At 70.4% G+C, this 25,000-nt stretch carries 18 protein-coding genes, 5 tRNA genes and 1 pseudogene; 12 read left to right on the top strand and 12 right to left on the bottom strand.

What is annotated here, in order from left to right; all coding sequences use genetic code 11:
• Positions 1-96: 96 nt before the first annotated feature.
• The 3 genes from IEZ19_RS31320 to purM all read left to right on the top strand — a co-directional run bounded on the left by IEZ19_RS31320 (position 97) and on the right by purM (position 3,595).
• Positions 97-885, top strand: a complete 789-nt coding sequence (locus IEZ19_RS31320; protein ID WP_189314685.1) for an META domain-containing protein — start codon at positions 97-99, stop codon at positions 883-885.
• Positions 886-958: 73 nt separating this feature from the next.
• Positions 959-2,488 carry an amidophosphoribosyltransferase gene (gene purF / locus IEZ19_RS31315; RefSeq protein WP_189314684.1) on the top strand — a complete coding sequence of 510 codons (1,530 nt, stop codon included), beginning with the start codon at positions 959-961 and terminating at the stop codon, positions 2,486-2,488.
• Positions 2,489-2,521: 33 nt separating this feature from the next.
• On the top strand, positions 2,522-3,595 hold the full coding sequence (gene purM, locus IEZ19_RS31310; RefSeq protein WP_189314683.1) for a phosphoribosylformylglycinamidine cyclo-ligase: 1,074 nt from the start codon (positions 2,522-2,524) through the stop codon (positions 3,593-3,595).
• Positions 3,596-3,670: 75 nt separating this feature from the next.
• On the opposite strand, the gene IEZ19_RS31305 is transcribed toward purM, so the two are convergent.
• Both IEZ19_RS31305 and IEZ19_RS31300 read right to left on the bottom strand, forming a co-directional pair.
• Positions 3,671-3,925: a DUF3073 domain-containing protein gene (locus IEZ19_RS31305; RefSeq protein ID WP_189314682.1), complete on the bottom strand. Its 255-nt coding sequence runs from the start codon at positions 3,923-3,925 to the stop codon at positions 3,671-3,673.
• 296 nt (positions 3,926-4,221) lie between these two features.
• Positions 4,222-5,322 (bottom strand): Leu/Phe/Val dehydrogenase, encoded by a 1,101-nt coding sequence (locus IEZ19_RS31300; RefSeq protein ID WP_189314681.1) that lies wholly within the window; start codon positions 5,320-5,322, stop codon positions 4,222-4,224.
• Between the two features lie 234 nt (positions 5,323-5,556).
• On the opposite strand from IEZ19_RS31300, the gene IEZ19_RS31295 reads away from it, so the two are divergent.
• Both IEZ19_RS31295 and bldC read left to right on the top strand, forming a co-directional pair.
• Entirely contained in the window at positions 5,557-6,408 is an 852-nt protein-coding gene (locus IEZ19_RS31295) for a DUF8083 family protein (protein ID WP_189314680.1), read from the top strand.
• Positions 6,409-6,914: 506 nt separating this feature from the next.
• Entirely contained in the window at positions 6,915-7,121 is a 207-nt protein-coding gene (bldC, locus tag IEZ19_RS31290; RefSeq protein ID WP_003949541.1) for a developmental transcriptional regulator BldC, read from the top strand.
• A gap of 464 nt (positions 7,122-7,585) precedes the next feature.
• Here the strand turns inward: bldC and IEZ19_RS31285 are convergent, their stop codons facing one another.
• The 8 genes from IEZ19_RS31285 to IEZ19_RS31250 form a co-directional block, all read right to left on the bottom strand.
• Positions 7,586-7,828, bottom strand: coding sequence for a DUF6274 family protein (locus tag IEZ19_RS31285; RefSeq protein ID WP_189314679.1), 243 nt, complete (start codon positions 7,826-7,828; stop codon positions 7,586-7,588).
• 477 nt (positions 7,829-8,305) lie between these two features.
• Positions 8,306-8,380: transfer RNA gene (locus tag IEZ19_RS31280), tRNA-Asp, on the bottom strand.
• A 96-nt stretch (positions 8,381-8,476) separates the two neighbouring features.
• Positions 8,477-12,421 (bottom strand): ATP-dependent RNA helicase HrpA, encoded by a 3,945-nt coding sequence (hrpA, locus tag IEZ19_RS31275; RefSeq protein ID WP_189314678.1) that lies wholly within the window; start codon positions 12,419-12,421, stop codon positions 8,477-8,479.
• 78 nt (positions 12,422-12,499) lie between these two features.
• Positions 12,500-12,817, bottom strand: coding sequence for a hypothetical protein (locus IEZ19_RS31270; protein WP_189314677.1), 318 nt, complete (start codon positions 12,815-12,817; stop codon positions 12,500-12,502).
• Positions 12,818-13,297: 480 nt separating this feature from the next.
• A tRNA-Phe gene (locus tag IEZ19_RS31265) sits at positions 13,298-13,371 on the bottom strand.
• A 24-nt stretch (positions 13,372-13,395) separates the two neighbouring features.
• Positions 13,396-13,470, bottom strand: a tRNA-Asp gene (locus IEZ19_RS31260).
• A gap of 37 nt (positions 13,471-13,507) precedes the next feature.
• Positions 13,508-13,580 (bottom strand) — tRNA-Glu (locus IEZ19_RS31255).
• An 80-nt stretch (positions 13,581-13,660) separates the two neighbouring features.
• Positions 13,661-15,283, bottom strand: a complete 1,623-nt coding sequence (locus tag IEZ19_RS31250; RefSeq protein WP_229841084.1) for a metallophosphoesterase family protein — start codon at positions 15,281-15,283, stop codon at positions 13,661-13,663.
• An 83-nt stretch (positions 15,284-15,366) separates the two neighbouring features.
• Here IEZ19_RS31250 and IEZ19_RS31245 point away from each other — a divergent pair, with 83 nt between their 5' ends.
• From IEZ19_RS31245 to IEZ19_RS51245, 6 genes and pseudogenes are all read left to right on the top strand, one after another.
• Complete coding sequence (locus IEZ19_RS31245) at positions 15,367-15,717, top strand: metallopeptidase family protein (RefSeq protein WP_189314676.1); 351 nt, start codon at positions 15,367-15,369, stop codon at positions 15,715-15,717.
• Between the two features lie 77 nt (positions 15,718-15,794).
• A complete protein-coding gene (locus tag IEZ19_RS31240) occupies positions 15,795-16,316 on the top strand; it encodes a hypothetical protein (RefSeq protein ID WP_189314745.1) in 522 nt (173 codons plus the stop codon).
• A 225-nt stretch (positions 16,317-16,541) separates the two neighbouring features.
• A complete protein-coding gene (locus IEZ19_RS31235) occupies positions 16,542-18,737 on the top strand; it encodes a DEAD/DEAH box helicase (RefSeq protein ID WP_189314675.1) in 2,196 nt (731 codons plus the stop codon).
• Between the two features lie 354 nt (positions 18,738-19,091).
• Positions 19,092-20,633 (top strand): amino acid permease, encoded by a 1,542-nt coding sequence (locus IEZ19_RS31230; RefSeq protein WP_189314744.1) that lies wholly within the window; start codon positions 19,092-19,094, stop codon positions 20,631-20,633.
• Positions 20,634-20,747: 114 nt separating this feature from the next.
• A tRNA-Lys gene (locus IEZ19_RS31225) sits at positions 20,748-20,820 on the top strand.
• 205 nt (positions 20,821-21,025) lie between these two features.
• Positions 21,026-22,425, top strand: a pseudogene (locus IEZ19_RS51245) (alpha/beta hydrolase).
• Between the two features lie 12 nt (positions 22,426-22,437).
• Here IEZ19_RS51245 and IEZ19_RS31215 read toward each other — a convergent pair.
• Both IEZ19_RS31215 and IEZ19_RS31210 read right to left on the bottom strand, forming a co-directional pair.
• Positions 22,438-23,079 carry a GTP cyclohydrolase II gene (locus IEZ19_RS31215; RefSeq protein WP_189314674.1) on the bottom strand — a complete coding sequence of 214 codons (642 nt, stop codon included), beginning with the start codon at positions 23,077-23,079 and terminating at the stop codon, positions 22,438-22,440.
• 153 nt (positions 23,080-23,232) lie between these two features.
• A complete protein-coding gene (locus IEZ19_RS31210) occupies positions 23,233-23,748 on the bottom strand; it encodes a MarR family winged helix-turn-helix transcriptional regulator (protein ID WP_189314673.1) in 516 nt (171 codons plus the stop codon).
• Positions 23,749-23,834: 86 nt separating this feature from the next.
• On the opposite strand from IEZ19_RS31210, the gene IEZ19_RS31205 reads away from it, so the two are divergent.
• Positions 23,835-24,965, top strand: coding sequence for a dihydrofolate reductase family protein (locus IEZ19_RS31205; RefSeq protein ID WP_189314672.1), 1,131 nt, complete (start codon positions 23,835-23,837; stop codon positions 24,963-24,965).
• Positions 24,966-25,000: the final 35 nt, after the last annotated feature.

Genomic DNA, 25,000 nt, shown 5'->3' with positions numbered 1-25,000 from the left:
GGCGGACCGGTCGGACGCGGTCCCCCGGGAGGGGAACCGGTCGGGTGCGGTGCCTGGGAGGGGAACCGGCCGGACGGGTCGAGCCGTCGAACCGGCATGGACCCGTACCCCACGCGGCTGGCGTTCACGGCCGTTGCCGCACTGTTCCCGCTCGTGGCGGCCTGCGGCGTGCAGCAGGCCGGCAGCTCGGACTCCCGGCCGCCGGTCGCCGGCGTCCACTGGACCGTCGACAGCGTCACGGTCGACGGCACGACCCGGCGCGCTCCGGCCGGCGCCTACGCCGAGATCGACGCGGGCCGGGCCGCGGGCAACTTCGGCTGCAACCACTTCAGCGCCCGGGCCGCCTTCGAGGGCGACCGGCTCCGGCTCAGCGACGCCACGACGACCGAGATGGCCTGCGCCGAGGCGCCCATGGCCTTCGAACGGGCCCTGGCCCGCACCCTCACCGACGGCCCGCTCACCACCGAGGTGCGCGGCGACCGCCTGACCCTCACGACGGGTGCCGGCGACACCGTGCGCCTGACCCGGGAGCCCGACGCCCCGCTGTACGGCACCACATGGAAGATCACGGCACTGAGTGCCGCCGGCACCGCCGCGTCGCTGCCCGAGGGCGCCGACGCGCACCTCGTCTTCGACCGGGAGCAGCACAAGGTCACCGGGCGGCTGGGCTGCAATCTGGTCAGCGCGAGGGCCACGGTCCGCGACGGCGATATCACCCTGGGCACCGCCGTGACCACCAGAATGATGTGCGACGTCTCACTCATGCATACGGAAAAGAGCCTGCTGCGCCTCTTCGGCGGGACGGTGAAGTACCGCATCGATCACCGCACACTGGTCCTGACCAGCGCAAACGGCGAGCAGGTGACCGCGGTCGCCGCACCGTGACCGATGACGGCCGTGTCTCGAGGGTGTCAAGACCAATTCGGACCAGTGGTCGATCTCGCCTACACTCGGTGCCGTGCCACGTGGTGACGGTCGACTCAATCACGATCTGCTCCCCGGTGAGAAAGGCCCCCAGGACGCGTGTGGCGTCTTCGGTGTCTGGGCTCCGGGCGAAGAGGTCGCAAAACTCACGTACTTCGGGCTCTACGCCCTCCAGCACCGGGGCCAGGAATCCGCGGGAATCGCGGTCAGCAACGGCTCCCAGATCCTCGTCTTCAAGGACATGGGCCTCGTGTCCCAGGTCTTCGACGAGACCTCTCTCGGCTCGCTCCAGGGTCATATCGCGGTCGGTCACGCCCGCTACTCGACCACCGGCGCCTCCGTGTGGGAGAACGCCCAGCCGACGTTCCGGGCCACCGCGCACGGCTCCATCGCGCTCGGCCACAACGGCAACCTGGTGAACACGGCGCAGCTCGCCGAGATGGTCGCCGACCTGCCGAAGGACCACAACGGCCGCTCCACCCGGGTCGCGGCCACCAACGACACCGACCTGCTCACCGCACTCCTCGCGGCCCAGGTCGACGCCGACGGCAAGCCGCTGACCATCGAGGAGGCCGCCCACACGGTCCTCCCCAAGGTGCGCGGCGCCTTCAGCCTCGTCTTCATGGACGAGCACACCCTCTACGCCGCGCGTGACCCGCAGGGCATCCGCCCGTTGGTCCTCGGCCGCCTCGAGCGCGGCTGGGTCATCGCCTCCGAGACCGCCGCCCTCGACATCACGGGCGCCAGCTTCGTCCGCGAGATAGAGCCGGGCGAGTTCGTTGCGGTCGACGAGAACGGTCTGCGCAGCTCCCGATTCGCGGAAGCGAAGCCCAAGGGCTGTGTCTTCGAGTACGTGTACCTGGCCCGCCCCGACACGGACATCGCCGGCCGGAACGTGTACCTCTCCCGCGTCGAGATGGGCCGTCGCCTCGCCAAGGAGGCGCCCGCCGAGGCCGACCTGGTCATAGCGACGCCGGAATCCGGCACCCCGGCCGCCATCGGCTACGCCGAGGCGAGCGGCATCCCCTTCGGCGCGGGTCTGGTGAAGAACGCCTACGTCGGCCGCACCTTCATCCAGCCCTCGCAGACCATCCGCCAGCTCGGCATCCGCCTGAAGCTGAACCCCCTCAAGGAAGTCATCCGGGGCAAGCGCCTGGTCGTCGTCGACGACTCCATCGTGCGCGGCAACACCCAGCGGGCCCTGGTCCGCATGCTGCGCGAGGCCGGTGCCGCCGAGGTCCACATCCGGATCTCCTCCCCGCCCGTGAAGTGGCCGTGCTTCTTCGGCATCGACTTCGCCACCCGCGCCGAGCTCATCGCCAACGGCATGACCATCGACGAGATCGGCACCTCGCTCGGCGCCGACTCCCTGGCGTACATCTCCATCGACGGCATGATCGAGGCGACCACCATCGCCAAGCCGAACCTGTGCCGCGCCTGCTTCGACGGCGAGTACCCGATGGAGCTCCCGGACCCCGAGCTGCTCGGCAAGCAGCTCCTGGAGACCGAGCTGGCCGCGGGTCCCGCCGCCACCGCGGCCACCGACGCGATCCGTCGCCCGTGAGCCCCGTATCACCAACCCGAAAGATCCCAGGCAATGTCTGAGACCCCCATGTCCGGTGCCTCCTACGCGGCGGCCGGCGTCGACATCGAGGCGGGCGACCGCGCCGTCGAGCTGATGAAGGAGTGGGTGAAGAAGACGCAGCGCCCCGAGGTCCTCGGCGGCCTCGGCGGCTTCGCCGGGCTCTTCGACGCGTCCGCCCTCAAGCGCTTCGAGCGCCCGCTGCTGGCCTCCGCCACGGACGGCGTCGGCACCAAGGTCGACATCGCCCGACAGCTCGGTGTGTACGACACGATCGGTCACGACCTGGTCGCCATGGTCATGGACGACATCGTGGTGTGCGGGGCCGAGCCGCTGTTCATGACCGACTACATCTGCGTCGGCAAGGTCCACCCCGAGCGCGTGGCCGCCATCGTGAAGGGCATCGCGGAGGGCTGTGTGCTGGCCGGCTGCGCCCTGGTCGGCGGTGAGACGGCCGAACATCCGGGTCTGCTCGGCGCGGACGACTTCGACGTCGCCGGCGCCGGTACGGGCGTCGTGGAGGCCGACCGGCTGCTCGGCGCGGATCGTATCCGTACGGGTGACGCGGTGATCGCCATGGCGTCGTCCGGGCTTCACTCGAACGGGTACTCCCTGGTCCGGCACGTACTGCTGAACCAGGCCGGCCTCTCCCTCGACGCGCACATCGAGGACTTCGGCCACACGCTCGGCGAGGAGCTGCTGGAGCCCACCAAGATCTACTCGCTGGACTGCCTGGCCCTCATCCGCACGACGGGCGTCCACGCCTTCTCGCACATCACCGGCGGCGGACTCGCGGCCAACCTGGCGCGGGTCATCCCGGACGGGCTGCACGCGGTCGTCGACCGCTCCACCTGGACGCCGGGTCCGGTCTTCGACCTCGTCGGCAAGACCGGGAACGTCGAGCGCCTCGAGCTGGAGAAGACCCTCAACATGGGCGTCGGCATGATCGCGATCGCGCCGCAGGAGTCGGTGGACGTGGCACTGGCGACGCTGGCGGACCGCGGGGTCGACGCCTGGGTCGCAGGCGAGATCACCGAGCGCGGCGACAAGGCGAGCGGCGCGGAGCTGGTGGGCGACTACGCCGTCTGACCCTCACCGGGCAGCGTAAGACCCGGTCCGGCGGTGGGAACCGCACTGGACCGGGTCGAACGCAACAGTTCGTCGTCAAGCACCACGACGATGCGATGCGGGACCGGACTCGTCGTCCTCGTCGTCCTCATCGTCGTCGTTATATAGATCCGCGTACCGTGCGTACGGGTCGTCGTCTTCGTCGTCCTCGAACGGCTCGCCGTTCGGCGGCTGGCTCGAAGTCGATGCGCCCAGTTCGTTGGCCAGACGCGACAGGTCAGTCCCACCGCTGTTGTACTTCAGCTGGCGGGCGACCTTCGTCTGCTTGGCCTTGGCCCGGCCGCGCCCCATGGCTCGACCCCCTCGGTGACGGGGCTCGACGGCCCCAGAGTCTTGACACGCGTTCATGATCTGGAACGGGCTCTCCGTGGAGAGACCGGTCCGTAGGGCTTCCACGGTACCTGAGCCCGCGCCCATACGGTACGCCGCCCACAGGACGCGCGTCGCCCCAGGACCCGCGAGGCATGCCGTCCCCGCTGGTCAACCACGATTTTAACCACTTCTCGGCGGGCGACCCGCCGACGAACGTGAGAGTTCTCTCTAACCGTCCGCCGACGGGTACCGGCGAGGAGCGGGCCCGCGGATCGTCAGCGTCCGCGTGCGGCGGCCGCCTCGTGCATCCGCTGTTCGGCGATCCGGTCGGCCGCGGCGGCCGGCGGAATCCCGTCTTCCTTCGCACGCGCGAATATGGCCAGCGTGGTGTCGAAGATCTTCGCCGCCTTGGCCTTGCACCGGTCGAAGTCGAACCCGTGCAGCTCGTCGGCGACCTGGATGACACCGCCGGCGTTGACCACGTAGTCCGGCGCGTAGAGGATCCCGCGGTCGGCGAGGTCCTTCTCGACGCCCGGGTGGGCGAGCTGGTTGTTGGCGGCGCCGCACACCACCGTCGCGGTCAGCACCGGCACGCTGTCGTCGTTCAGGGCGCCGCCCAGCGCGCAGGGGGCGTAGATGTCGAGGCCCTCGACGCGGATGAGCGCGTCGGTGTCGGCGACCACCTGCACGGCCGGGTGCCGGTCGGAGATCCGGCCGACGGCCTCCCGCCGCACGTCCGTGATGACGACCCGGGCGCCCTCCTCCAGCAGGTGCTCCACCAGGTGGTGCCCGACCTTGCCGACGCCGGCGATGCCGACCGTACGGCCGCGCAGCGAGGGGTCGCCCCACAGATGCTGGGCCGAGGCGCGCATGCCCTGGTAGACACCGAAGGCGGTGAGCACGGAGGAGTCGCCGGCGCCGCCGTTCTCCGGGGAGCGGCCCGTCGTCCAGCGGCACTCGCGTGCCACGACGTCCATGTCGGCGACGTACGTGCCGACGTCGCACGCGGTGACGTACCGCCCGCCGAGCGAGGCCACCATGCGCCCGTAGGCGAGCAGCAGCTCCTCGGTCTTGTCCCGCTCCGGGTCCCCGATGATCACGGCCTTGCCGCCGCCGTGGGCGAGGCCGGCCATGGCGTTCTTGTACGACATGCCGCGCGCGAGGTTGAGGGCGTCGGCGACGGCCTCGGCCTCGGTGGCGTACGGGTAGAAGCGGGTACCGCCGAGCGCGGGGCCCAGGGCGGTGGAGTGGATGGCGATGACGGCCTTGAGGCCGCTCGCGCGGTCCTGGCAGAGCACGACCTGCTCATGACCCCCCTGATCCCCGTGGAACAGGGTGTGCAGGACATCAGCAGGTGCGCCGGTTACGTCGGTCACGGTGGTGACTCCCGGGTAAGTAGCGGCGAGTGGAGACAGGGCTCCCGTGCGGGTGGCGGGACGCCGTGGCATGAGCGTAGAGCCTGTGCCGACCCGCCATCCGCGCAGTGTTCAGGATCACCCTCCGGCGGCGCACACGCACGCATGGCCGTGGCACGATTTGCAGTGGTTTCCCGTCCGTTCGAGCACGGCTCGCGCGGGTTTCGAGCCGGGTCCGGTGGGGAGGGAGCAGGCGTGCCCAAGGTGTCCTCGGTGATCGTCCCCTACGCGACGTACCTCCGTGTGTACGAGCCGCTGGCCGCCTTCCCGGAGCCGGAGCGCGGTCACTGGGCGCGCTACGCCCGCCGCCCCGACCGCCCCTCCTATCAGGACGAGCTGCGCCGCTCGCTCGCCGATCTGCTGCCCACCCCGCCCGTGCCGGTGCCGGTGCACGAGAGCAGCGACGCCTTCGTGCTGGACGTCGAAGGGGTCGTCTGCGTCTGTCCCTGGCGCACCCGGCTGCGCGGCTGGCAGGCGCTGGGCGATCTCGCCGAGGAGTTCGCGCCGCCACTGCTCGACGCGGTGCTGCCGCCGGTCGTGCGCCGCCAGGCCACCCAGGACTACGAGCGCTGGCTGGTGCGCAACCCCGACGCGCGGCCCTGGATCCGCACGGCTACCTGGCAGGTGCCGCTGAACTGGTTCGTGCTGGTCTCCGACGAGGAGCGGGAGTACGTCAAGGGCTCGTCCGACCCGGGCGAGGAACCGTCCGTGCTCCGCTACCGCACGCCCATGGTGCAGGCCCGCCGGCGCGTCGCGCGCGGGCTGCGCGCGCTCAAGGACGCCATCGAGGAAGGGCCGCTGATCGACGGCCTGGTGGACGTGGGGCGCTGGCTGGAGGAGTTCCATCCGCGCTCCCAGGTCGAGTTGGACTACGGCGGTCTGGTGCACGCTGTTCCGGCCGACGAACTGGAGGGCGACCACTCCGCGGCCGACGTCGCGGAGGGCATCGACGCACTGCGCCGGGGCGACGGCGCCGCGGCGGGCGAGGCTTACGGGCGGCTCGTGGAGCGGTGGCGCTCGGTGCGCGACCTGCGGTCCGCAAACTGACGGGCCGGCAAGCGAGGCTGGTGTGACGCACATCACGGCCGAAACGGTGTGTAACCGCGTACGGTCGACCGCACTTCCCTGACCTGATGGGACGTTGGTCCCGATCCGGGCTTTTGCGCCAAGGGTGATGGAGCGCACTTACAAGGCCCTTGCCTCCGATGCCGCCCCCCATGCCAAAATAGGACAAGGAGTCCGGGAAGGACTCAGCATTGCACGCTTTAGGGGGGTCTGGTGACTCCTGCACGCCACTGTGACTGATCGTCACAGTGGCGTGACTGTCCGCTATGGCATGGTCCATCGGCTTCCGTCGCTGATGAACACCTGGGAGGGCAATTCCATCGGTTTGGCCGACGCGGCTGGACAGATGGTGTAGTTGTAGTGCCGAGGACAAGCCGTTCGTCCTATAACCGACTCGACTCGCGTCCGCCATTTCGGGCAACGCGGGTCAAGGTGCAGAATTTAGAGGAAAGAACCGAGAAGGTTCGGTTCTCCCGAGGAGGCCGCTCATGACCGCTCGCACCCCTGATGCCGAGCCGCTGCTGACCCCGGCTGAGGTCGCCACGATGTTCCGCGTGGACCCGAAGACGGTCACGCGGTGGGCGAAGGCCGGCAAGCTCACGTCGATCCGTACGCTCGGCGGGCACCGCCGCTACCGCGAGGCCGAAGTCCGCGCACTGCTCGCGGGCATCCCGCAGCAGCGCAGCGAGGCCTGAACAACTCCATAACCGGGCAAAGCGACTGGTCCCCCAACTGGCCATGGCGCCCGGAACCCTAGCTCCAAGCGACGCGGGACCTGCCCCAACAGAGCCCACGCCCAAGCCGACAAGAACGTTCTAGGCAGCGACACAGGGTGCGTCGTCGATCGCGCTGGACTCCGCCGAGTCCAGCGCGATCTTTTTTGTGCGCCGATGGTCCGGGAGGTGGGGGGTCTGTGCGCGGGCTTGTCGGAGTCTGGGGAGGGGTGTCGCATCGGCTGCGGGTGGCGCCTGAGACTGGTGCAATTGCACATATTAAATTGACCAGTTGTAGGACGAGGGTAAGCGCTCCCGTTTCGGAAACTTATGCGGTGACACCCGTCACATACCGCCGAGCTTGTTGCCCCGGGCCGGTGTGCGCTAGAGGAGCCACACGTTCCAGCGTGCCACGCCGGGGCGGGTGTTGGGCCGGCCGAGGGTCGTCATGCGGGGGCGGGACTCTCGTCCTCGAGGGTGTCGACGGCATCGACGGGGTCGGTGTCGTCCGAGGTCTGGACGTCGAGGGGAGCGGAGGCCATGGCCAGGCGCACGAGGCGGTGGCAGATCGGGCAGTGCCGGGTCAGATGCCGGTAGGACGAGGCGGCCGACAGATGCGCGCGAAGGAGTGCACGGGTCTCATGACGGGCCGCGGATGCCGCTGCCGCGTCGAACGCCGATGCTGCCATACCTCACCTCCGTCGACCCGCACGGGGAACGGGCCCTGCCTTCTGCGTACCGAGCGAATGTGACGCCGTCAAGGTTCGTGACGCTCGCCAACCGGGGGGCTGCCGCACCCGGCCCCCCGCTGCGGCCTGAACGCCCCGTCCTCAAACGCCGGGCGGGCTGGACGGTGCGGACGGAGCGGAGGGGTGTGGCCGCATGGACGCACGGCTGAGCCCGGCCCTCGGCAAGGGGCGGGCTCCACTCCTGACCGGTACGACCGGGGCCGACTCGCTGCGGTCCTGACGGGATTTGCTGTACCCGGTTGCGGCTCCGCCGTGGGCGCGGCCTTGGGGGTGGTGAAGGGTGTGTCGCTCGGTCGGGCGGGTGTTTCGTGTGTGCGGTCCTGACGGGATTTGCTGTGCCCGATCGCGGCTCCGCCGCGGGCGCGGCCTCGATACGCAAAAGGGCCCGTCCCTTGAATGGACGGGCCCTTCTTGTTGCGGTCCTGACGGGATTTGAACCCGCGGCCTCCACCTTGACAGGGTGGCGAGCACTCCAAACTGCTCCACAGGACCAGGTTTCGCGGCGCTTGATTCGTGCGTTGCGCTGCGAGAAGAGACTGTACAGGAGGGTGCGCCCCCTGGTCGAACTCACCCATCGTGTGCGACCGGTTACGGGACCACCGCGTCGATCGCCTTCACGATCCGCTTGTCCGACACCGGGTACGCCGTGCCCAGCGCGTGTGCGAAGTAGCTGACCCGGAGTTCCTCCAGCATCCAGCGGATGTCCAGCACCTGCTGCGGCACCGGCCGCCCCTGTGGGAGTTGTTCCAGGAGCCAGGCGTACTCGTCCTGCATCTCCTTGACCTTCTCCATGCGGGTGGTGTCCCGCTGGACCCCGGTCGGCATCTGCTGGAGGCGGCGGTCCGCGGCGACCAGATAGCGCATCAGGTCGGGGAGACGTCGTACCCCCGCCTCCGTCACGAAGCCCGGCTTCACGAGGGCATCCAGCTGGGCGCGCACGTCCGTCAGGTTCGGCAGCAGCGCGGGGCTGCGTACGGCCTTCAGACGGCGCTCGCAGGCCTGCCACGCGGCCAGTACCTGCTGCACCTGGCCCACCGTACGGACCGTCGTGTCGACGATTTCCGCGCGCACCTTGTCGTAGAGCTTCCGGTACGACTCCTCGTCCCACGCCGGCCCGCCGAAGTCCGCGATCAGCTTGTCCGCCGCCGCCATCGCGCAGTCGTCGAACAGGGCCTGGATCGAGCCGTGCGGGTTCGCCGACAGGCCGAGCTTCTGGGCGTTCGTCAGATGCTCCGAGGCGAACTTCGCCGGGTTCACCGGGATGTTCCGCAGGATCAGGCGGCGGGTGCCCTTCCACATCGCCTCCGCCTGCTCGGCCTCCGTGTCGAAGAGCCGTACGGACACCGTGTCGCCGTCGTCGACCAGCGCCGGGTACGCCTTGACCGGCTGACCGGCCCGGCGGGTCTCGAAGAGGCGGGTGAGCGCGCCGATCGTCCAGTCGGTGAGGCCCTTCCGCTCCAGCGCCTCGCCGCCGGTGCGTTCAGCGGTGGCCGCGGCCGCCTGCGAGAGCGCCTGGCGCGCCTTCGGCTTCAGGCGGAGTTTCAACGCCTCCAGATCCTTGTCCTCGGCCAGCTTGCGCCGCCGCTCGTCGACGATCCGGAACGTGATCTTCAGATGGTCGGGGAGCTTCGCCCAGTCGAAGTCGTCCGCATCGAAGGGCACGCCGACCATGCGCTTCAGTTCCCGCGCCATGGTCACCGTGAGCGGCTCCTGCAGGGGTACCGCCTTCTCCAGGAACGCCTTCGCATAGTTGGGCGCCGGCACGTAGTTGCGGCGGATCGGCTTCGGGAGGGAGCGGATCAGCTCCGTGACGACCTCCTCCCGCAGGCCCGGGATCTGCCAGTCGAAGCCCTCGTCCGTGACCTGGTTGAGGACCTGCAGCGGGACGTGGACCGTCACGCCGTCGGCGTCCGCGCCGGGCTCGAACTGGTACGTCACCCGGAACTTCAGGTTCCCCTGTCGCCAGGAGTCCGGATAGTCGGCCTTCGTGACCGCCTCCGCGGACTCCCGGATGAGCATCTCCCGCTCGAAGTCCAGGAAGTCGGGCTGCTCCTGCCGCTTGCGCTTCCACCAGGAGTCGAAGTGGGCGCCGGAGACCACGTGTTCGGGGACCCGCTGGTCGTAGAAGTCGAAGAGGGTCTCGTCGTCGACGACGATGTCCCGGCGCCGGGCCCGGTGCTCAAGCTCCTCCACCTCGCTGAGGAGCTTGCGGTTGTCCGTGAAGAACTTGTGGTGCGTGCGCCAGTCGCCCTCGACGAGTGCGTTGCGGATGAACAGCTCGCGGCTGGTCTCCGGGTCGATCCGGCCGTAGTTGACCTTGCGCTGGGCGACGATCGGGACGCCGTACAGCGTGACCTTCTCGTACGCCATCACCGCCGCCTGGTCCTTCTCCCAGTGCGGCTCGCTGTACGTCCGCTTGAGGAGATGCCCGGCGAGCGGCTCGACCCACTCCGGCTCGATCTTCGCGTTGACGCGGGCCCACAGACGGCTGGTCTCCACCAGTTCCGCCGACATCACGAACCGCGGCTGCTTCCTGAACAGCGCCGAACCCGGGAAGATCGCGAACTTGGCGTTGCGGGCGCCCAGATACTCGTTCTTGTTGCCGTCCTTCACGTCCTTCATCCCGACGTGCGAGAGGAGGCCGGCGAGCAGGGAGATGTGCACGCGGTCGGCGGGGGCGTCGTCCTCGCTGAGATGGATGCCCATCTGCTTGGCGACCGTGCGCAACTGCGTGTAGATGTCCTGCCATTCGCGAATGCGCAGGAAGTTCAGGTACTCCTGCTTGCACATCCGCCGGAAGGAGCTGGAGCCCCGTTCCCTCTGCTGCTCGCGGATGTACCGCCACAGGTTCAGGAAGGCGAGGAAGTCGCTCGTCTCGTCCTTGAACCGGGCGTGCAGCTGGTCGGCCTGGGCCTGCTTCTCCGCCGGGCGCTCGCGCGGGTCCTGGATGGACAGCGCGGCCGCTATGACCATGACCTCGCGGGCACAGCCGTTCCGGTCGGCCTCCAGGACCATCCGGGCGAGGCGCGGGTCGACGGGCAGCTGGGCGAGCTTGCGGCCGGCGTCCGTGAGCCGCTTGCGCACGTCCTTCTGCGTCGGGTCGAGCGCGCCCAGCTCCTGGAGCAGCTGCACACCGTCACGGATGTTGCGGTGGTCCGGCGGGTCGATGAAGGGGAACTTCTCGATGTCGCCGAGGCCGGCCGCGGTCATCTGCAGGATGACGGAGGCGAGGTTGGTCCGGAGGATCTCCGCGTCCGTGAACTCCGGGCGGGTGAGGAAGTCCTCCTCGGAGTACAGCCGGATGCAGATGCCGTCGGACGTACGGCCCGAGCGGCCCTTGCGCTGGTTGGCGCTGGCCTGCGAGATCGGCTCGATGGGCAGCCGCTGGACCTTGGTGCGGTGGCTGTAGCGGGAGATGCGGGCGAAGCCGGGGTCGATGACGTACTTGATGCCCGGGACGGTGAGGGAGGTCTCGGCGACGTTGGTCGCCAGAACGATCCTGCGTCCGGTGTGCTGCTGGAAGACGCGGTGCTGCTCGGCGTGGGAGAGCCGCGCGTAGAGCGGCAGGATCTCCGTGAATCTGTACTTCTTCTTCTCGAGCGCGTCCGCCGTGTCCCGGATCTCCCGCTCACCGGAGAGGAAGACCAAGATGTCGCCCTTGCCCTCCGCCATCAGCTCCTCGACGGCGTCGGTGATCGCGGTGATCTGGTCCCGGTCGGCGTCGTCGCCGTCCTCCTCGAGGAGGGGCCGGTAGCGCACCTCCACCGGATACGTCCGCCCGCTGACCTCGACGATCGGGGCGTCGCTGAAGTGCCGGGAGAAGCGCTCGGGGTCGATGGTCGCGGAGGTGATGACGACCTTGAGGTCGGGCCGCTTCGGCAGCAGCTGCGCGAGATAGCCCAGCAGGAAGTCGATGTTGAGGGACCGCTCGTGGGCCTCGTCGATGATGATCGTGTCGTAGGCGCGCAGCTCGCGGTCGGTCTGGATCTCGGCGAGCAGGATGCCGTCCGTCATCAGCTTGACGAAGGTGGCGTCCGGGTTCACCTGGTCGGTGAAGCGGACCTTCCAGCCGACGGCCTCGCCGAGGGGCGTGTTCAGCTCCTCGGCCACGCGCTCGGCGACGGTCCGGGCGGCGATCCGGCGGGGCTGGGTGTGCCCGATCATGCCGCGCACGCCGCGCCCCAGCTCCATGCAGATCTTCGGGATCTGGGTGGTCTTGCCGGACCCGGTCTCACCGGCGACGATCACGACCTGGTGATCGCGGATGGCGGCCGCGATCGCGTCCTTCTTCTGGCTGACGGGCAGCTGTTCGGGGTAGCTGACCGGGGGCACGTTGGCGCGCCGCTCGGCCATGCGCGCCTCGGCCTTGTCGACCTCGGCCTCGATCTCGGCGAGGACGGCGGCCCGGGCCTCGGGCTTACGGATCTTGCGCGCGCCCTCGAGCCTGCGCCCGAGCCGGTGCGCGTCGCGCAGCGAAAGATCGGTCAGGCGAGGGGCGAGGGTGCCGAGGGCGGAGGCGGGATGCGTAGACATACGCGGTCCAGGATCTCACCCCGGGGAAAATCCAGGCGAGCGGTTTTGTCCGTGGCGCCGCACACGCCCCCGCAGGGCCTACTGGAGCCGCTGGGCCGGAGGCGCCGCGGGCGTCGGTTCGCGCCGCGCCGCGGGTCCGTCCCCGAGCGCGATCGACCGTGCCGTATTGGATACGGCCTTGATCCCCAAGTAGGCCGTGGTCATGCTGCTCACCGCGGTGAACGCGGCGGTCAGCACACCGACGATCACGGCCTTGTCGCCGCCGAGCTGCCACACCCCGAAGATCGCGACACCGGCGATCGCGAGATTGCTGACGACGACCGCCATCAGTCCGTACCGCGCCCGGTCCTTCTCCAACTCGGTGTCCCGAATGGCTCTCGCCTCGTCCCGGCTCATGTCCCCGCCCCCTGAAGTCCCGGTCGACCAGCCAGAACGTAGCGTCAGGCGGGTTTCCTGCCAAGCGCCCGAAACGAGTCGGCGGTGCGGCTGGACGCAGGGGCTGTGGGCGGTGGCGCAGATCTCGGGCTCGATCCTCGACGCGGCAGTGAAGCGTGGCCATGCAGTAGTGCCGGGCTTCGTTCATCCAGCCCGCCCGGGCGGGGTGCCGCAGGTCGCGGGGACGGCTGATCACGACGATGTTCCGCTGGTCCGGCACGGTGCTGTGGCCGGGCAGGCCCGACGGATCGGCGAACCGCTTGCCCAGCCACGCGATGAGCTTCTGGTCCTCGTCCGGCCTCAGCCGCGCGGAGCCGACGGGGCGTGCCGGGCCTTCGGGGAGGTGAGCGGAGGGGGCGGCCGCCCCGAGCGCCGCGGCCGATACGAGAACACCCCCACCGGATGTTTCCGATGGGGGTGCGTGCCCCGGTGGGGCGGCGGTGGCTGGGGCCGGGGTCGAACCGGCGACCTATCGCTTTTCAGGCGATCGCTCGTACCAACTGAGCTACCCAGCCACGAGGTCTCGTACGAAACCTCAGCGGTCCTGACGGGATTTGAACCCGCGGCCTCCACCTTGACAGGGTGGCGAGCACTCCAAACTGCTCCACAGGACCAAGCTTTGTGTGCAACAGTGTCGCACACGATCTTGCGTGCCCCCAACGGGATTCGAACCCGTGCTACCGCCTTGAAAGGGCGGCGTCCTAGGCCGCTAGACGATGAGGGCTATCGGCCCGCCTGGGCGCCTCTCAGCGCGTCGGGGACGTGAGAAGCATATGGGATGGCGGGGAGTATCGCCAAAACGGTTTACCGGCCGGAGCGAGAGGCTGTTGCGGAGGGGGGCGTCGGGATCTGTGTGGCGCCGGGCTGGTTGTCCTCGGGCAGGTGGCGGCTGACCTCCGCCGTGGTCAGGCCCAGGCCGCCGAGTTTGATCTCGTCCCAGGCCTGGAGGCGGCGGTTGTCGCGGTCGAAGTAGAGGATCGAGGCCTCGATGGGGGCGGGGTACTTGTGCTCCACCGCGCGCAGCCCGCTGCCGCCCGTCGAGCCCTCCAGCCGCAGCCGGGTGCCGTACTGCATGACCTCCGTCTCCTCGTGGTGCAGGTGCCCGGCCAGCACCAGGGGCACCTCGCCGTCCGTCTCGCGGGCGGCGGTCGGTTCGTGGGCGATCGCCACGTCCACCGGCTTGCCCGCGTAGCGCTGGTCACGCAGGGCCGAGGCCAGCCGGTCCCCGGTGAGGCGTTCGGCCGCGTCGCCGCCCGGCAGGGTCGAGCGGTCGGGCGTGAACTGCGGGTCGCCGATGCCGGCGAAGCGCAGGCCCGCGACCGTCTCCGCGCGGCCGTCGTCCAGGACGTGCACGTTCTTCATCCGCTCCAGGTAGTGCTGGGTGAGCGTCGAGTCGTGGTTGCCGCGCACCCAGACGTACGGCACGCCCAGGTTCGCGACCGGGTCCAGGAAGCCGTTCTCCGCGGCCGTGCCGTGGTCCATGGTGTCGCCGGAGTCGACGATCACGTTCACGTCGTACTGCTTCACCAGCGACGCGATGATCTTCCAGCTCGCCGGGTTGAGGTGGATGTCGGAGACGTGCAGGACCCGGATGGTGGTCGGGTCGGGCTGGTAGGCGGGGAGGGTGGACGTGACGTCGTACAGCTTCGTCACGTTCGTCACCAGGCGCGCCAACTCCTTCTGGTAGACATCGAATTCGGTGACGATGCTGCGCGCGTTGCCGACCAGGGAGGGGGCCGAGGAGAGCAGGCCCGAGAACTTCGGCTCGAGGACCGACTTGGGGTTCCAGGTCGCGTACGCCGTCCCGCCCGAGGCCGCCAGGAGGGCCAGCGCCAGGCCGCCGGCGGTGAGGGCGCGGCGCGGGCGGCGGTAGACCGCCAGGCCGAGTGCCGTCGCGCCCGAGACCACGGCGACGCAGGAGCGCACGGCCAGGTCGAGCGTGCCGTGCTCGACGTCCCGGGCGACCTCGTCCTGGAGGCCGGAGAGGCGTTCGGGGTGGTCGACCAGGGCCTGGGCGCGCGGCGGGTCGAGCTGGTCGACGTTGACGTCCAGGCGGACGGGCGCGACATGGCTGTCGAGGGTGAGTGCGCCCAGCGGCGACACGTTGATCTTCGTTCCGCCGGTGAGGGACGGGCGCAGGGTCATGGTCGTGTTCACCGGACCGACCGGCGCCCGGACGTTCCCCACGATCAGCAGGCCGAGCCACGCGCCGATCAGGACCACCGCCGTCATGCCGAGCGCGCCGGCCCAGGTGCGCGGCCGGGCGGCGAGTTCGAGGGCGGGCAGCGTGTTCGACGTGGCCCGGCGAGCGCCCGGTGCCAGGCGCGCGCGGGCCGCGCGCGCGGCGCGGACGGCCGCTCGAGCGCGGTCGATGACTGCCCTTCGTATGCGATCGGGGACTTCGGCGGGGACGCGGACGCGGACCATTGGTCGCGTATGCCCAAGTGCGGGAGCGGATATGCGGGGGCTCAGGACTCTCGTACGGCCGTCCCGTACCGGACAATGGCCACGTGCTGGAGATGACGCGCGAGGAGTTCGAGGAACTGGTCGCCGAGGCGCTCGACCGGATTCCGCCGGAGCTGACGCGGCTGATGGACAACGTCGCGGTGTTCGTCGAGGACGAACCGCCCACCAGCGACCCCGAGCTGCTCGGGCTGTACGAGGGGACCCCGCTGACGGAGCGCGGCGAGTGGTACGCGGGCGTGCTGCCGGACCGGATCACGGTCTACCGGGGGCCGACCCTGCGGATGTGCGACACGCGGGAGGACGTCGTCGCGGAGACGGAGGTCACCGTGGTGCACGAAATCGCCCACCATTTCGGGATCGACGACGCGCGGCTGCACGCACTCGGCTACGGGTGAGCGCCGTACGCGTGTCCTCTTGCGGGCGACGGGAGTTGGGCAGCTTGACTTCCCCGTCCGCCTCGGAGGTGGCCGCCGTGCGCCCCTTGTACGTACCCGTCCGTCTGGCCGCCGCGGTGATGGCCGTCACCGCTGCCGCCGGCTGTGTGAGTGTGGGTGAGGACGCCGGCCGGGCGGAGCCGTCGCACGCGGCGGGGCAGCGGGGCGGTGAGGCGCCGGACGGCGGCTCGGCGGTGTCGGGTGCCGGCGCGGCGGGCTACGGCGAACCGGCGGGCGACGGCAAGCACGGCAAGCACGGCAAGGGCGGGAAGGGCGGCAAGGCGAAGCCGGGGGAGTCCGCGTCGGCGTCGCCTTCGGGGACCTCCGACACGAGCGGGACGCCCGGCCGGCGGCCCGGGCACAGCGATCAGCCGGCGGATCCGGCACCGACCCAGCCGCAGCCGACACCCACACGGCCGGCCGACCCCACGCCCACGGAGCCGACACCCGAGCCACCGCCCCCACCGCCGACGGCTGAGCCCTCGTCGTCGGCGCACGAGGAGATGGGTCCGCAGCTGGCGCAGCGGGAGCCGGCGCCGGCGGCGGGCGTGGCGGCGTGACGGGCCCAGGGCGCTGGCCTGGGCTGATGGGGGCGGTTTGCCTTCGGGGGTGGTGGGTGCGTATGGTGGCAGATCGTTTGATCCCATTTGCCCGGCGCCAACGCAGAGCGCGCCGTGTGGCGCGTTCTCTCCTTTGCCGTGGCTGACCGCATTGAGGCGGTCGTATTGCGAATCACGGAGTTGACGGGCGCGTGCCGACGAGACTCCGGAAGGTTTCGCATTCGCATGTCCGTGTCCAGCACTGATCACATCGTCGTGTCCGAAAACGAGAACGACGACGCGACCCCGGTCACCGAGACCGCTGACACCCCCCAGATCACCTTCGCCGACCTCGGCCTGCCCGAGGGCGTCGTGCGCAAACTCGCACAGAACGGCGTGACCACCCCCTTCCCGATCCAGGCCGCGACCATCCCGGACGCCCTGGTCGGCAAGGACATCCTCGGCCGTGGCCGTACCGGCTCCGGCAAGACCCTCTCCTTCGGTCTGCCCACCCTGGCCACGCTGGCCGGCGGTCACACCGAGAAGAAGCGCCCCCGCGCCGTCATCCTCACGCCGACGCGTGAGCTGGCCATGCAGGTCGCCGACGCGCTCCAGCCGTACGGCGACGTCCTCGGCCTCAAGATGAAGGTCGTCTGCGGCGGTACGTCCATGGGCAACCAGATCTACGCCCTCGAGCGCGGCGTCGACGTCCTGGTCGCCACGCCGGGCCGGCTGCGCGACATCATCAACCGCGGCGCCTGCTCCCTCGAGGACGTGCAGATCGCCGTGCTCGACGAGGCCGACCAGATGTCCGACCTGGGCTTCCTGCCCGAGGTCACCGAGCTGCTCGACCAGGTCCCGGCGGGCGGCCAGCGGATGCTGTTCTCCGCCACGATGGAGAACGAGATCTCCACGCTGGTCAAGCGCTACCTGGTCGACCCGGTCTCGCACGAGGTCGACGCCGCCCAGGGCGCGGTCACGACGATGTCCCACCACATCCTGATCGTGAAGCCCAAGGACAAGGCTCCGGTCACCGCGGCCATCGCCTCCCGAAAGGGCCGCACCATCATCTTCGTCCGCACCCAGCTCGGCGCCGACCGCGTCGCCGAGCAGCTGCGCGACGCGGGCGTGAAGGCCGACGCGCTGCACGGCGGCATGACCCAGGGCGCCCGCACCCGCACGCTGGCCGACTTCAAGGACGGGTACGTCAACGTCCTGGTCGCGACGGACGTGGCGGCGCGCGGTATCCACGTGGACGGCATCGACCTCGTCCTGAACGTCGACCCGGCGGGCGACCACAAGGACTACCTGCACCGGGCCGGCCGTACGGCCCGCGCGGGACGTACCGGCACGGTCGTCTCCCTCTCCCTGCCGCACCAGCGGCGCCAGATCTTCCGTCTGATGGAGGACGCGGGCGTCGACGCCGGGCGGCACATCATCCAGGGCGGCACCGCCTTCGAGCCCGAGGTCGCCGAGATCACCGGTGCCCGGTCGATGACCGAGGTCCAGGCCGAGTCCGCGGGCAACGCCGCGCAGCAGGCCGAGCGCGAGGTCGCCCAGCTCACCAAGGAGCTGGAGCGCGCCCAGCGCCGGGCCACCGAGCTGCGCGAGGAGGCCGACCGTCTGGTCGCCCGGGTCGCCCGCGAGCGCGGGGACGACCCGGAGACGGCGGTGGCCGAGGCCCAGGAAACGGCGGCGGTCGCGGTGGCCGAGGTGTCCGTGCCGGAGCAGCCGGCGGCGCAGGACGTCGACCGGTCCGAGCGCACGGAGCGCCCGGCGGCGTACGAGCGCCGCGACCGTGGTGACCGTGGCTTCGACCGGGACCGTGGCGGCGACCGTGGTGGCCGTTCGTTCGATCGTCGTGATGACCGTGGTGGCCGTGGTTTCGAGCGCCGTGACGACCGTCGCCCGTTCGACCGCGACCGTGGCGGTGACCGTGGCTTCGACCGTCGCGATGACCGTGGTGGCCGTGGTTTCGAGCGTCGCGACGACCGTCGCCCGTTCGACCGCGACCGTGGCGGTGACCGTGGTGACCGTGGCTTCGACCGTCGTGACGACCGCGGTGGCGACCGTGGTGGCCGTTCGTTCGACCGCCGTGATGACCGTGGTGGCCGTGGTTTCGAGCGCCGTGACGACCGTCGCCCGTTCGACCGCGACCGTGGCGGTGACCGTGGTGACCGTGGCTTCGACCGTCGTGACGACCGTGGCGGCGACCGTGGCGGCCGTTCGTTCGACCGCCGTGACGACCGCGGTGGCTTCCGTCGGGACGAGCGGGGCGGCCACCGCGGCAGCGACCGCCCGTTCAACCGCGACCGTCAGGGCGACCGCCCGGGCTTCCGCGCCTCCGGCCACGACCGCCCGTTCGGCCGCCGCGACGACCACCGGGGCTCCGGCTCCTTCGGCCGCCGCGACGACAAGCCGCGCTGGAAGCGCAACGGCTGACGCCGAGTGACCTGAGGAAGGGCCCGTACGACTTCGGTCGTACGGGCCCTTCCTGGGTTTCAGCTGTACCGGTACTACGGCACCGGCAAGGGAACCTTTTCGACGCGCGTGAAGATCTCCCCCGAATGGGGCGTGTCGTACAACGCGGTCGTCGGCGTCGGGGACATCACCGGCGACGGCAAGAACGACCTGGTCATACGGGACACGGCGGGCAACCTGTACCGAGAGACCGGGCTGGGCAACGGGACGTTCGCCACCCGGGTCAAGATCGGGACGGGCTGGCAGAGCTACAAGGGTCTCTTCTGGCCAAGCTGTGACGTGTGTCACGCCCCCGGTGAGGGAATCGCTGGGGGCATGACAGATGAAGCGATAGCGAAGGGACCGGATGCGCCGACCGGGCTGTCCGACGAGGAACGGCTGGCCCAGCTCGGTTACACCCAGGTCCTCGCCCGCCGTATGTCGGCGTTCGCCAACTACGCCGTCTCCTTCACGATCATCTCGGTCCTGTCCGGCTGTCTGACCCTCTACCTGTTCGGGATGAACACCGGCGGTCCCGCCGTGATCACCTGGGGCTGGGTCGCGGTCGGCCTGATGACGCTGTTCGTCGGCCTCTCGATGGCCGAAATCTGTTCGGCGTACCCGACGTCGGCGGGCCTGTACTTCTGGGCGCACCGTCTCGCCCCGCCCCGCTCGGCCGCGGCGTGGGCCTGGTTCACGGGCTGGTTCAACGTGCTCGGCCAGGTCGCGGTGACCGCGGGCATCGACTTCGGCGCCGCGTCCTTCCTGGGCGCGTATCTGAACCTGCAGTTCGACTTCGAGGTGACACCGGGCCGTACGGTGCTCCTCTTCGCGGCGATCCTGCTGCTGCACGGACTGCTGAACACCTTCGGCGTCCGCATCGTCGCGCTGCTCAACAGCGTGAGCGTGTGGTGGCACGTGCTGGGCGTCGCGGTGATCGTCGGCGCGCTGGCCTTCGTACCGGACCACCACCGGTCGGCGTCCTTCGTGTTCACGCACTTCGTGAACAACACGGGCTGGGGCAGCGGCGTGTACGTGGTGCTGCTCGGCCTCCTGATGGCCCAGTACACCTTCACGGGCTACGACGCCTCGGCCCATATGACGGAGGAGACGCACGACGCGTCGACGGCTGGACCGAAGGGCATCGTCCGCTCCATCTGGACGTCCTGGATAGCGGGCTTCGTGCTGCTGCTGGGCTTCACGTTCGCGATCCAGTCGTACGACAAGGAGCTGGCGTCCCCGACCGGCGCACCCCCCGCCCAGATTCTCCTGGACGCGCTGGGCGCGACGGCCGGCAAGCTGCTCCTGCTCGTGGTGATCGGCGCGCAGCTCTTCTGCGGGATGGCGTCGGTGACGGCCAACAGCCGTATGATCTACGCCTTTTCGCGCGACGGCGCGCTGCCCTTCTCGCACGTCTGGCACACGGTCAGCCCGCGCACGCGCACCCCGGTGGCGGCGGTGTGGCTGGCGGCGGCGGGCGCGCTGGTGCTGGGGCTGCCGTATCTGATCAACGTGACGGCGTACGCGGCCGTGACGTCGATCGCGGTGATCGGGCTGTACATCGCGTACGTCGTCCCGACGCTGCTGCGGGTGCGCAAGGGCGCCGCGTTCGAGCGGGGGCCGTGGCATCTGGGCCGCTGGTCCCAGCTGATCGGGATCGTGTCGGTGACCTGGGTCGGGGCGATCACGATCCTCTTCATGCTCCCGCAGGTCTCCCCGATCACCTGGGAGACCTTCAACTACGCCCCGGTCGCCGTCCTGGTCGTCCTGGGCTTCTCGGCGGCGTGGTGGCTGGTCTCGGCCCGCCACTGGTTCCTCAACCCGGATCACGCCCGTACGGCAGCCCGCGTGGCGGCCACCGGCGCACCGGCCCCCTGACCCCCTCCCGGCACCCGCGTCCGGCCCTGCTCCCTCGTCCGACGCGGCCGCGTCCCCAATACCCGATCGGAGACACGGCCTCGTCCGGCTATGCTCAGGGAGGCAACATCGCCTGGGCCCTTAGCTCAATTGGCAGAGCAGTGGACTTTTAATCCATTGGTTGTGGGTTCGAGTCCCACAGGGCCTACAAGGTGGACCCCAGCTCAGCGCGGGAATGAGCTGGGGTCCTGTCCGTTGTGGCCGGCCGTCGTGTTCTGTACCCCGTGCGGGACGGGTGCCGCCGCCCGGGACCGAGGCGATGTCCGTCCGCCGGGTCGACGCGATGATGCGGCAGCCGCGGCCCGTAGGGTCCCCGGTCGGCCGAGGCGCCTCGAGCCGGCTTCAGGGCGGTGATGGCCCAGATGATCGTGCCTGACACCATCCGTACCGCGCGGACGACGCTCGGCAACCGGCCCGCACTGCATGTCGAGCCGGAGAGCACCCCGCGCGCCGGGACGATCCTGTACTTCCACGGGGGCGGCTGGGTGTTCGGCTCCCCCGAGACCGCCCTGTCGCTGACGGGCCACCTCGTGGCCAGGACCGGCTTCGGGGCGTACTCGCTGGACTACCGGCCTGCCCCGAGCATCCGTTCCCGGCCGCGATCGAAGACACCCTGAGCGCCCACCGCGCCCCCCTCGACAGCGGCAAAGACCCTTCGACCATCGCGTCCGCCGGCGGCGGCCTCACCGTCACCACCTGCCTCGCCACCCGCGACGCGGGCCTCCCGCTGCCCGCCGCGATCATGGCGTTCTCTCCGGGCCCCGACGCCACCCGCATGGGCGAGAGCATGACCGGCTTCCCTCCCATGCTGATCCAGGTGGGCACCAACGAGATCCTGCTGGACGACTCCACGCGCCTGGCCGCCCGTGCGGGGGCGGCCGGAGTGGACGTCATCCTGGACATCACCGCCGACGTGCCGCACGTGTTCCAGTCGTTCGCCGGCGTCCTCGACGAGGCGGACGAGGCACTGGACCGCGCGGCTCTCTTCCTCGGCCAGCACATCCGTACCAGGGCACGGCGCGCACGTCAGCGGGGCAGGACCGGCCCCGGCCTCATCCAGGCCGCGAGCTCCACCCCGTCGCACCGGGCCATCCCGGGCGTCTCCCCCGCCACTTCCCCCGGAGAGTGGACGCGCGTTCGAGGTCGCCCATACACTCGGCCGACCTCTCACGGTCGGCAGGCGGCGTCTCGCGCGGTCTCCCGGAGAGGTGGACCTATGGGGCCCTGCGCCATCTTCCTGCTCAGCCCCGCTCGCTGTTCATGCCTCGGGAGTGCGCATGCCCGATCGCTCTGCCGTGCCGAGATGCGCGGCGGCGTTCCTGTTCGCCTCGACGCTCCTCACCGGGTGCTCCGTCCTCGGTTTCCCCAGGCGGGGGGTGTGAAGTCGCCTCCCCCCAGCGCTCAGGAGCAGGCCTACTACCGGTGCCTGGAGGAGAACGGGGTCGTGCTCGAGAAGCGTGACGACGGGCAGCTCCGTGCCGACAAGGACGTGGACCAGGCGGCGACCGAGTCGAGTGCGCAGCAGAAGTGCGTGGACCTTCTTCCCGATCCCGTCCCCGCCTCGCCCGCTCCGGCCGAAGCCGTCGCCGCGGCACAGAAGTTCAGCGCCTGCGTCCGGGAGAACGGCTTCCCCGGGTACCCGGACCCCGATCCGAAGTCCGGGCAGGTCGAGTGGTCGGGGAGCGAGGGGAAGGCGTACAAGACGGACGAGTTCGTCGCCGTTGCCGAGAAGTGCTCCTCGGGCGCCGGCTGAAACCCCGTTCGCTCAGCCCGCGTTGAGTTCCGTGAGCTGTCCCAGCGGGAGCGTGTGCTGGGTCTGGAGGACCTTCGCGCGCAGGTAGCGGACGTTGTGGGCCGTGGTGAAGACACCCGTCGGCACGCGGTCGCGGACCTCGATGCCGAGGTTGCGCAACTGGTCTGCCTTGTCGGGGTTGTTGGAGAGCAGGTCGAGCCGTTCGATGCCCAGCGCGCGCAGCATCTGGGCGGCCGACGTGTAGTCGCGGGCGTCCTCGGGCAGGCCGAGCGCGGCGTTCGCCTCGTACGTGTCCAGGCCCTCGTCCTGGAGGGCGTACGCGTCGAGCTTGTTGTACAGACCGATGCCGCGGCCCTCCTGGCGGAGGTACAGCAGCACGCCGCCACGCTGCGCGATGCGCTCGACCGCCTCGCGCAGCTGGGGGCCGCAGTCGCAGCGGGCCGAGCCGAAGACGTCCCCGGTCAGGCATTCGGAGTGCAGACGCACCAGCGGTACGGCTCCGGGCGCCGGGTCGCCGAGGACGACGGCGAGGTGTTCCTGGCCGTCGGCCAGGCCGTGGAAGGTGACGAGGTCGGCGTCGACGGCGTAACCGTCCTGGAAGCGCAGCGGTACCCGGACGCGGGCGCGCGGCGTGGCGGCGGGGGTGTCGGGCATGCGGGTTCTCCCCTTTGCGCGAGCGTTTCAGCGGTCAAGCGTTTCGGGCGGGCAAGAGTTTCAGATTTGAAGCAGATGCTCGGTCTTGGAGCCTACCTCACGCTTCAAATTTGAAGCAACGGATTTACGGCGGCCCGGGTGCACCGGCGCGCGTCACGAACAGGGGCGGCCCGACCTCCGTCGCCACGGCACCTCGTCCGCCGTGCTGCGCGCCTCCTCGTCCTCCAGCGCGCCCGCGACCTCGCTGAAGATCTCCTCCAGCTGCCGTACCTGCCGGGGGGTGAGGCGGTCGAAGAGTGTGGCGCGTACGGTCGCGACATGACCCGGTGCCGCGCGTTCCAGAACGGACATGCCCTCGTCGGTCAGGGCCGCGATGCTGCCCCGCTTGTCCGACGGGCACCCCTCGCGCGCGATCAGCCCGTCCTTCTCCAGCCGGGTCACGGCGTACGTCAGGCGGCTGCGGGTGATCTTCGACTTCTCGGCGAGCTCGGTCATGCGCAGCCTGCGGTCCGGCGCCTCGGAGAGGTTGGCCAGGATGGAGTAGTACAGGTGCGGCATGCCGGCGTCCTGCTGGAGCTGCCGGTCGATCGCGTCCTCCAGGAGCGAGCTGCCGGCGATGTACGCGCGCCACGCGCGTTGCTCCTCGGGGGTGAGCCAGCGGGTCGTCATGAGGACAGTGTAAGTTTGTTTCAAACTTGAACCAAGCCCGCCCGAAGCCATACCGACCCAGCCAAGCCCCACACCGGAGCGCGTCGATGCCCTATCCGTACGTCCTGCTCTCCGCCGCCGTCTCCCTCGACGGGTACCTCGACGACACCGGCCCGGAGCGGCTCCTGCTCTCCAGCCCGGCGGACTTCGACCGGGTGGACGAGGTACGGGCCTCCGTCGACGCGATCCTGATCGGCGCCGGCACCATCCGTGCCGACAACCCCCGGCTCCTGGTCAACGCGCCCGAGCGGCGCGCGGCCCGGGTCGCCGCCGGGCGGCCGGAGTACCCGCTCAAGGTCACCGTCAGCGGATCCGGTGACCTGGACCCGGGCGCGAAGTTCTGGCACACGGGCGGCGACAAGGTCCTCTACACGACGGACAAGGGCGCGGAGCGGGCCCGGGGGCTCGGTCTCGCCGCGGATGTCGTTCCGCTGGGGCCCGACCTCGACTGGGCCGCCCTGCTCACCGACCTGCACGACGTGCGCGGCGTAGGGCGGCTGATGGTCGAGGGCGGCGGGACCGTCCACACGCAGCTCCTCCAGCAGGGCCTCGCCGACGAACTCCAGCTGGTCCTCGCCCCGCTCTTCGTGGGAGACCCGGAGGCGCCCCGGCTGTTCGGTCCGGGGGACTACCAGCGCGGCCGGCTGCGGCTCGTCGAGTCGCGGCGGATCGAGGACGTCGTCCTCATGCGGTACGAGCCCACCGCACCCGGAGCCGGACCCTCGGTCACCGCCGCCGACCGCCGCTGGATGAGTACCGCCTGCGACCTGGCCGCCCTGTGCCCGCCTTCGCGGACGGCGTTCAGCGTGGGCGCGGTCGTGGTGGCCGCCGACGGGACCGAGCTGGCGCGCGGGTACTCACGCGAGGGCGACGACCCCGTGGTCCACGCCGAGGAGGCGGCCCTGGCGAAGATCGACCCCGCGGACCCCCGGCTGCCCGGCGCCACGGTCTACAGCAGTCTCGAACCGTGCGCCCGCCGCGCCTCGCGGCCCCTGCCCTGCGCGCGGCTGATCCTGCGCGCGGGGGTACGGCGGGTGGTCACGGCCTGGCGGGAGCCGGACACGTTCGTCGCGGACGCCGACGGCAGCGGGCTGCTCGCGGCCGGGGGCACCGACGTCGTCGTACTGCCGGAGTACGAGGCCAGGGCCAAGGAGCCGAACCGGCACCTGCTGGGCTGACTCCAGGGGCGCCGGGATCAACCCGTGCGCTCGGG

It is taken from the genome of Streptomyces brasiliensis (assembly GCF_014647875.1).
Lineage (GTDB): Bacteria > Actinomycetota > Actinomycetes > Streptomycetales > Streptomycetaceae > Streptomyces > Streptomyces brasiliensis.
The sequence above is the reverse complement of the archived record's forward strand: the minus strand, read 5'-3'. Positions and strand labels throughout refer to the sequence as shown.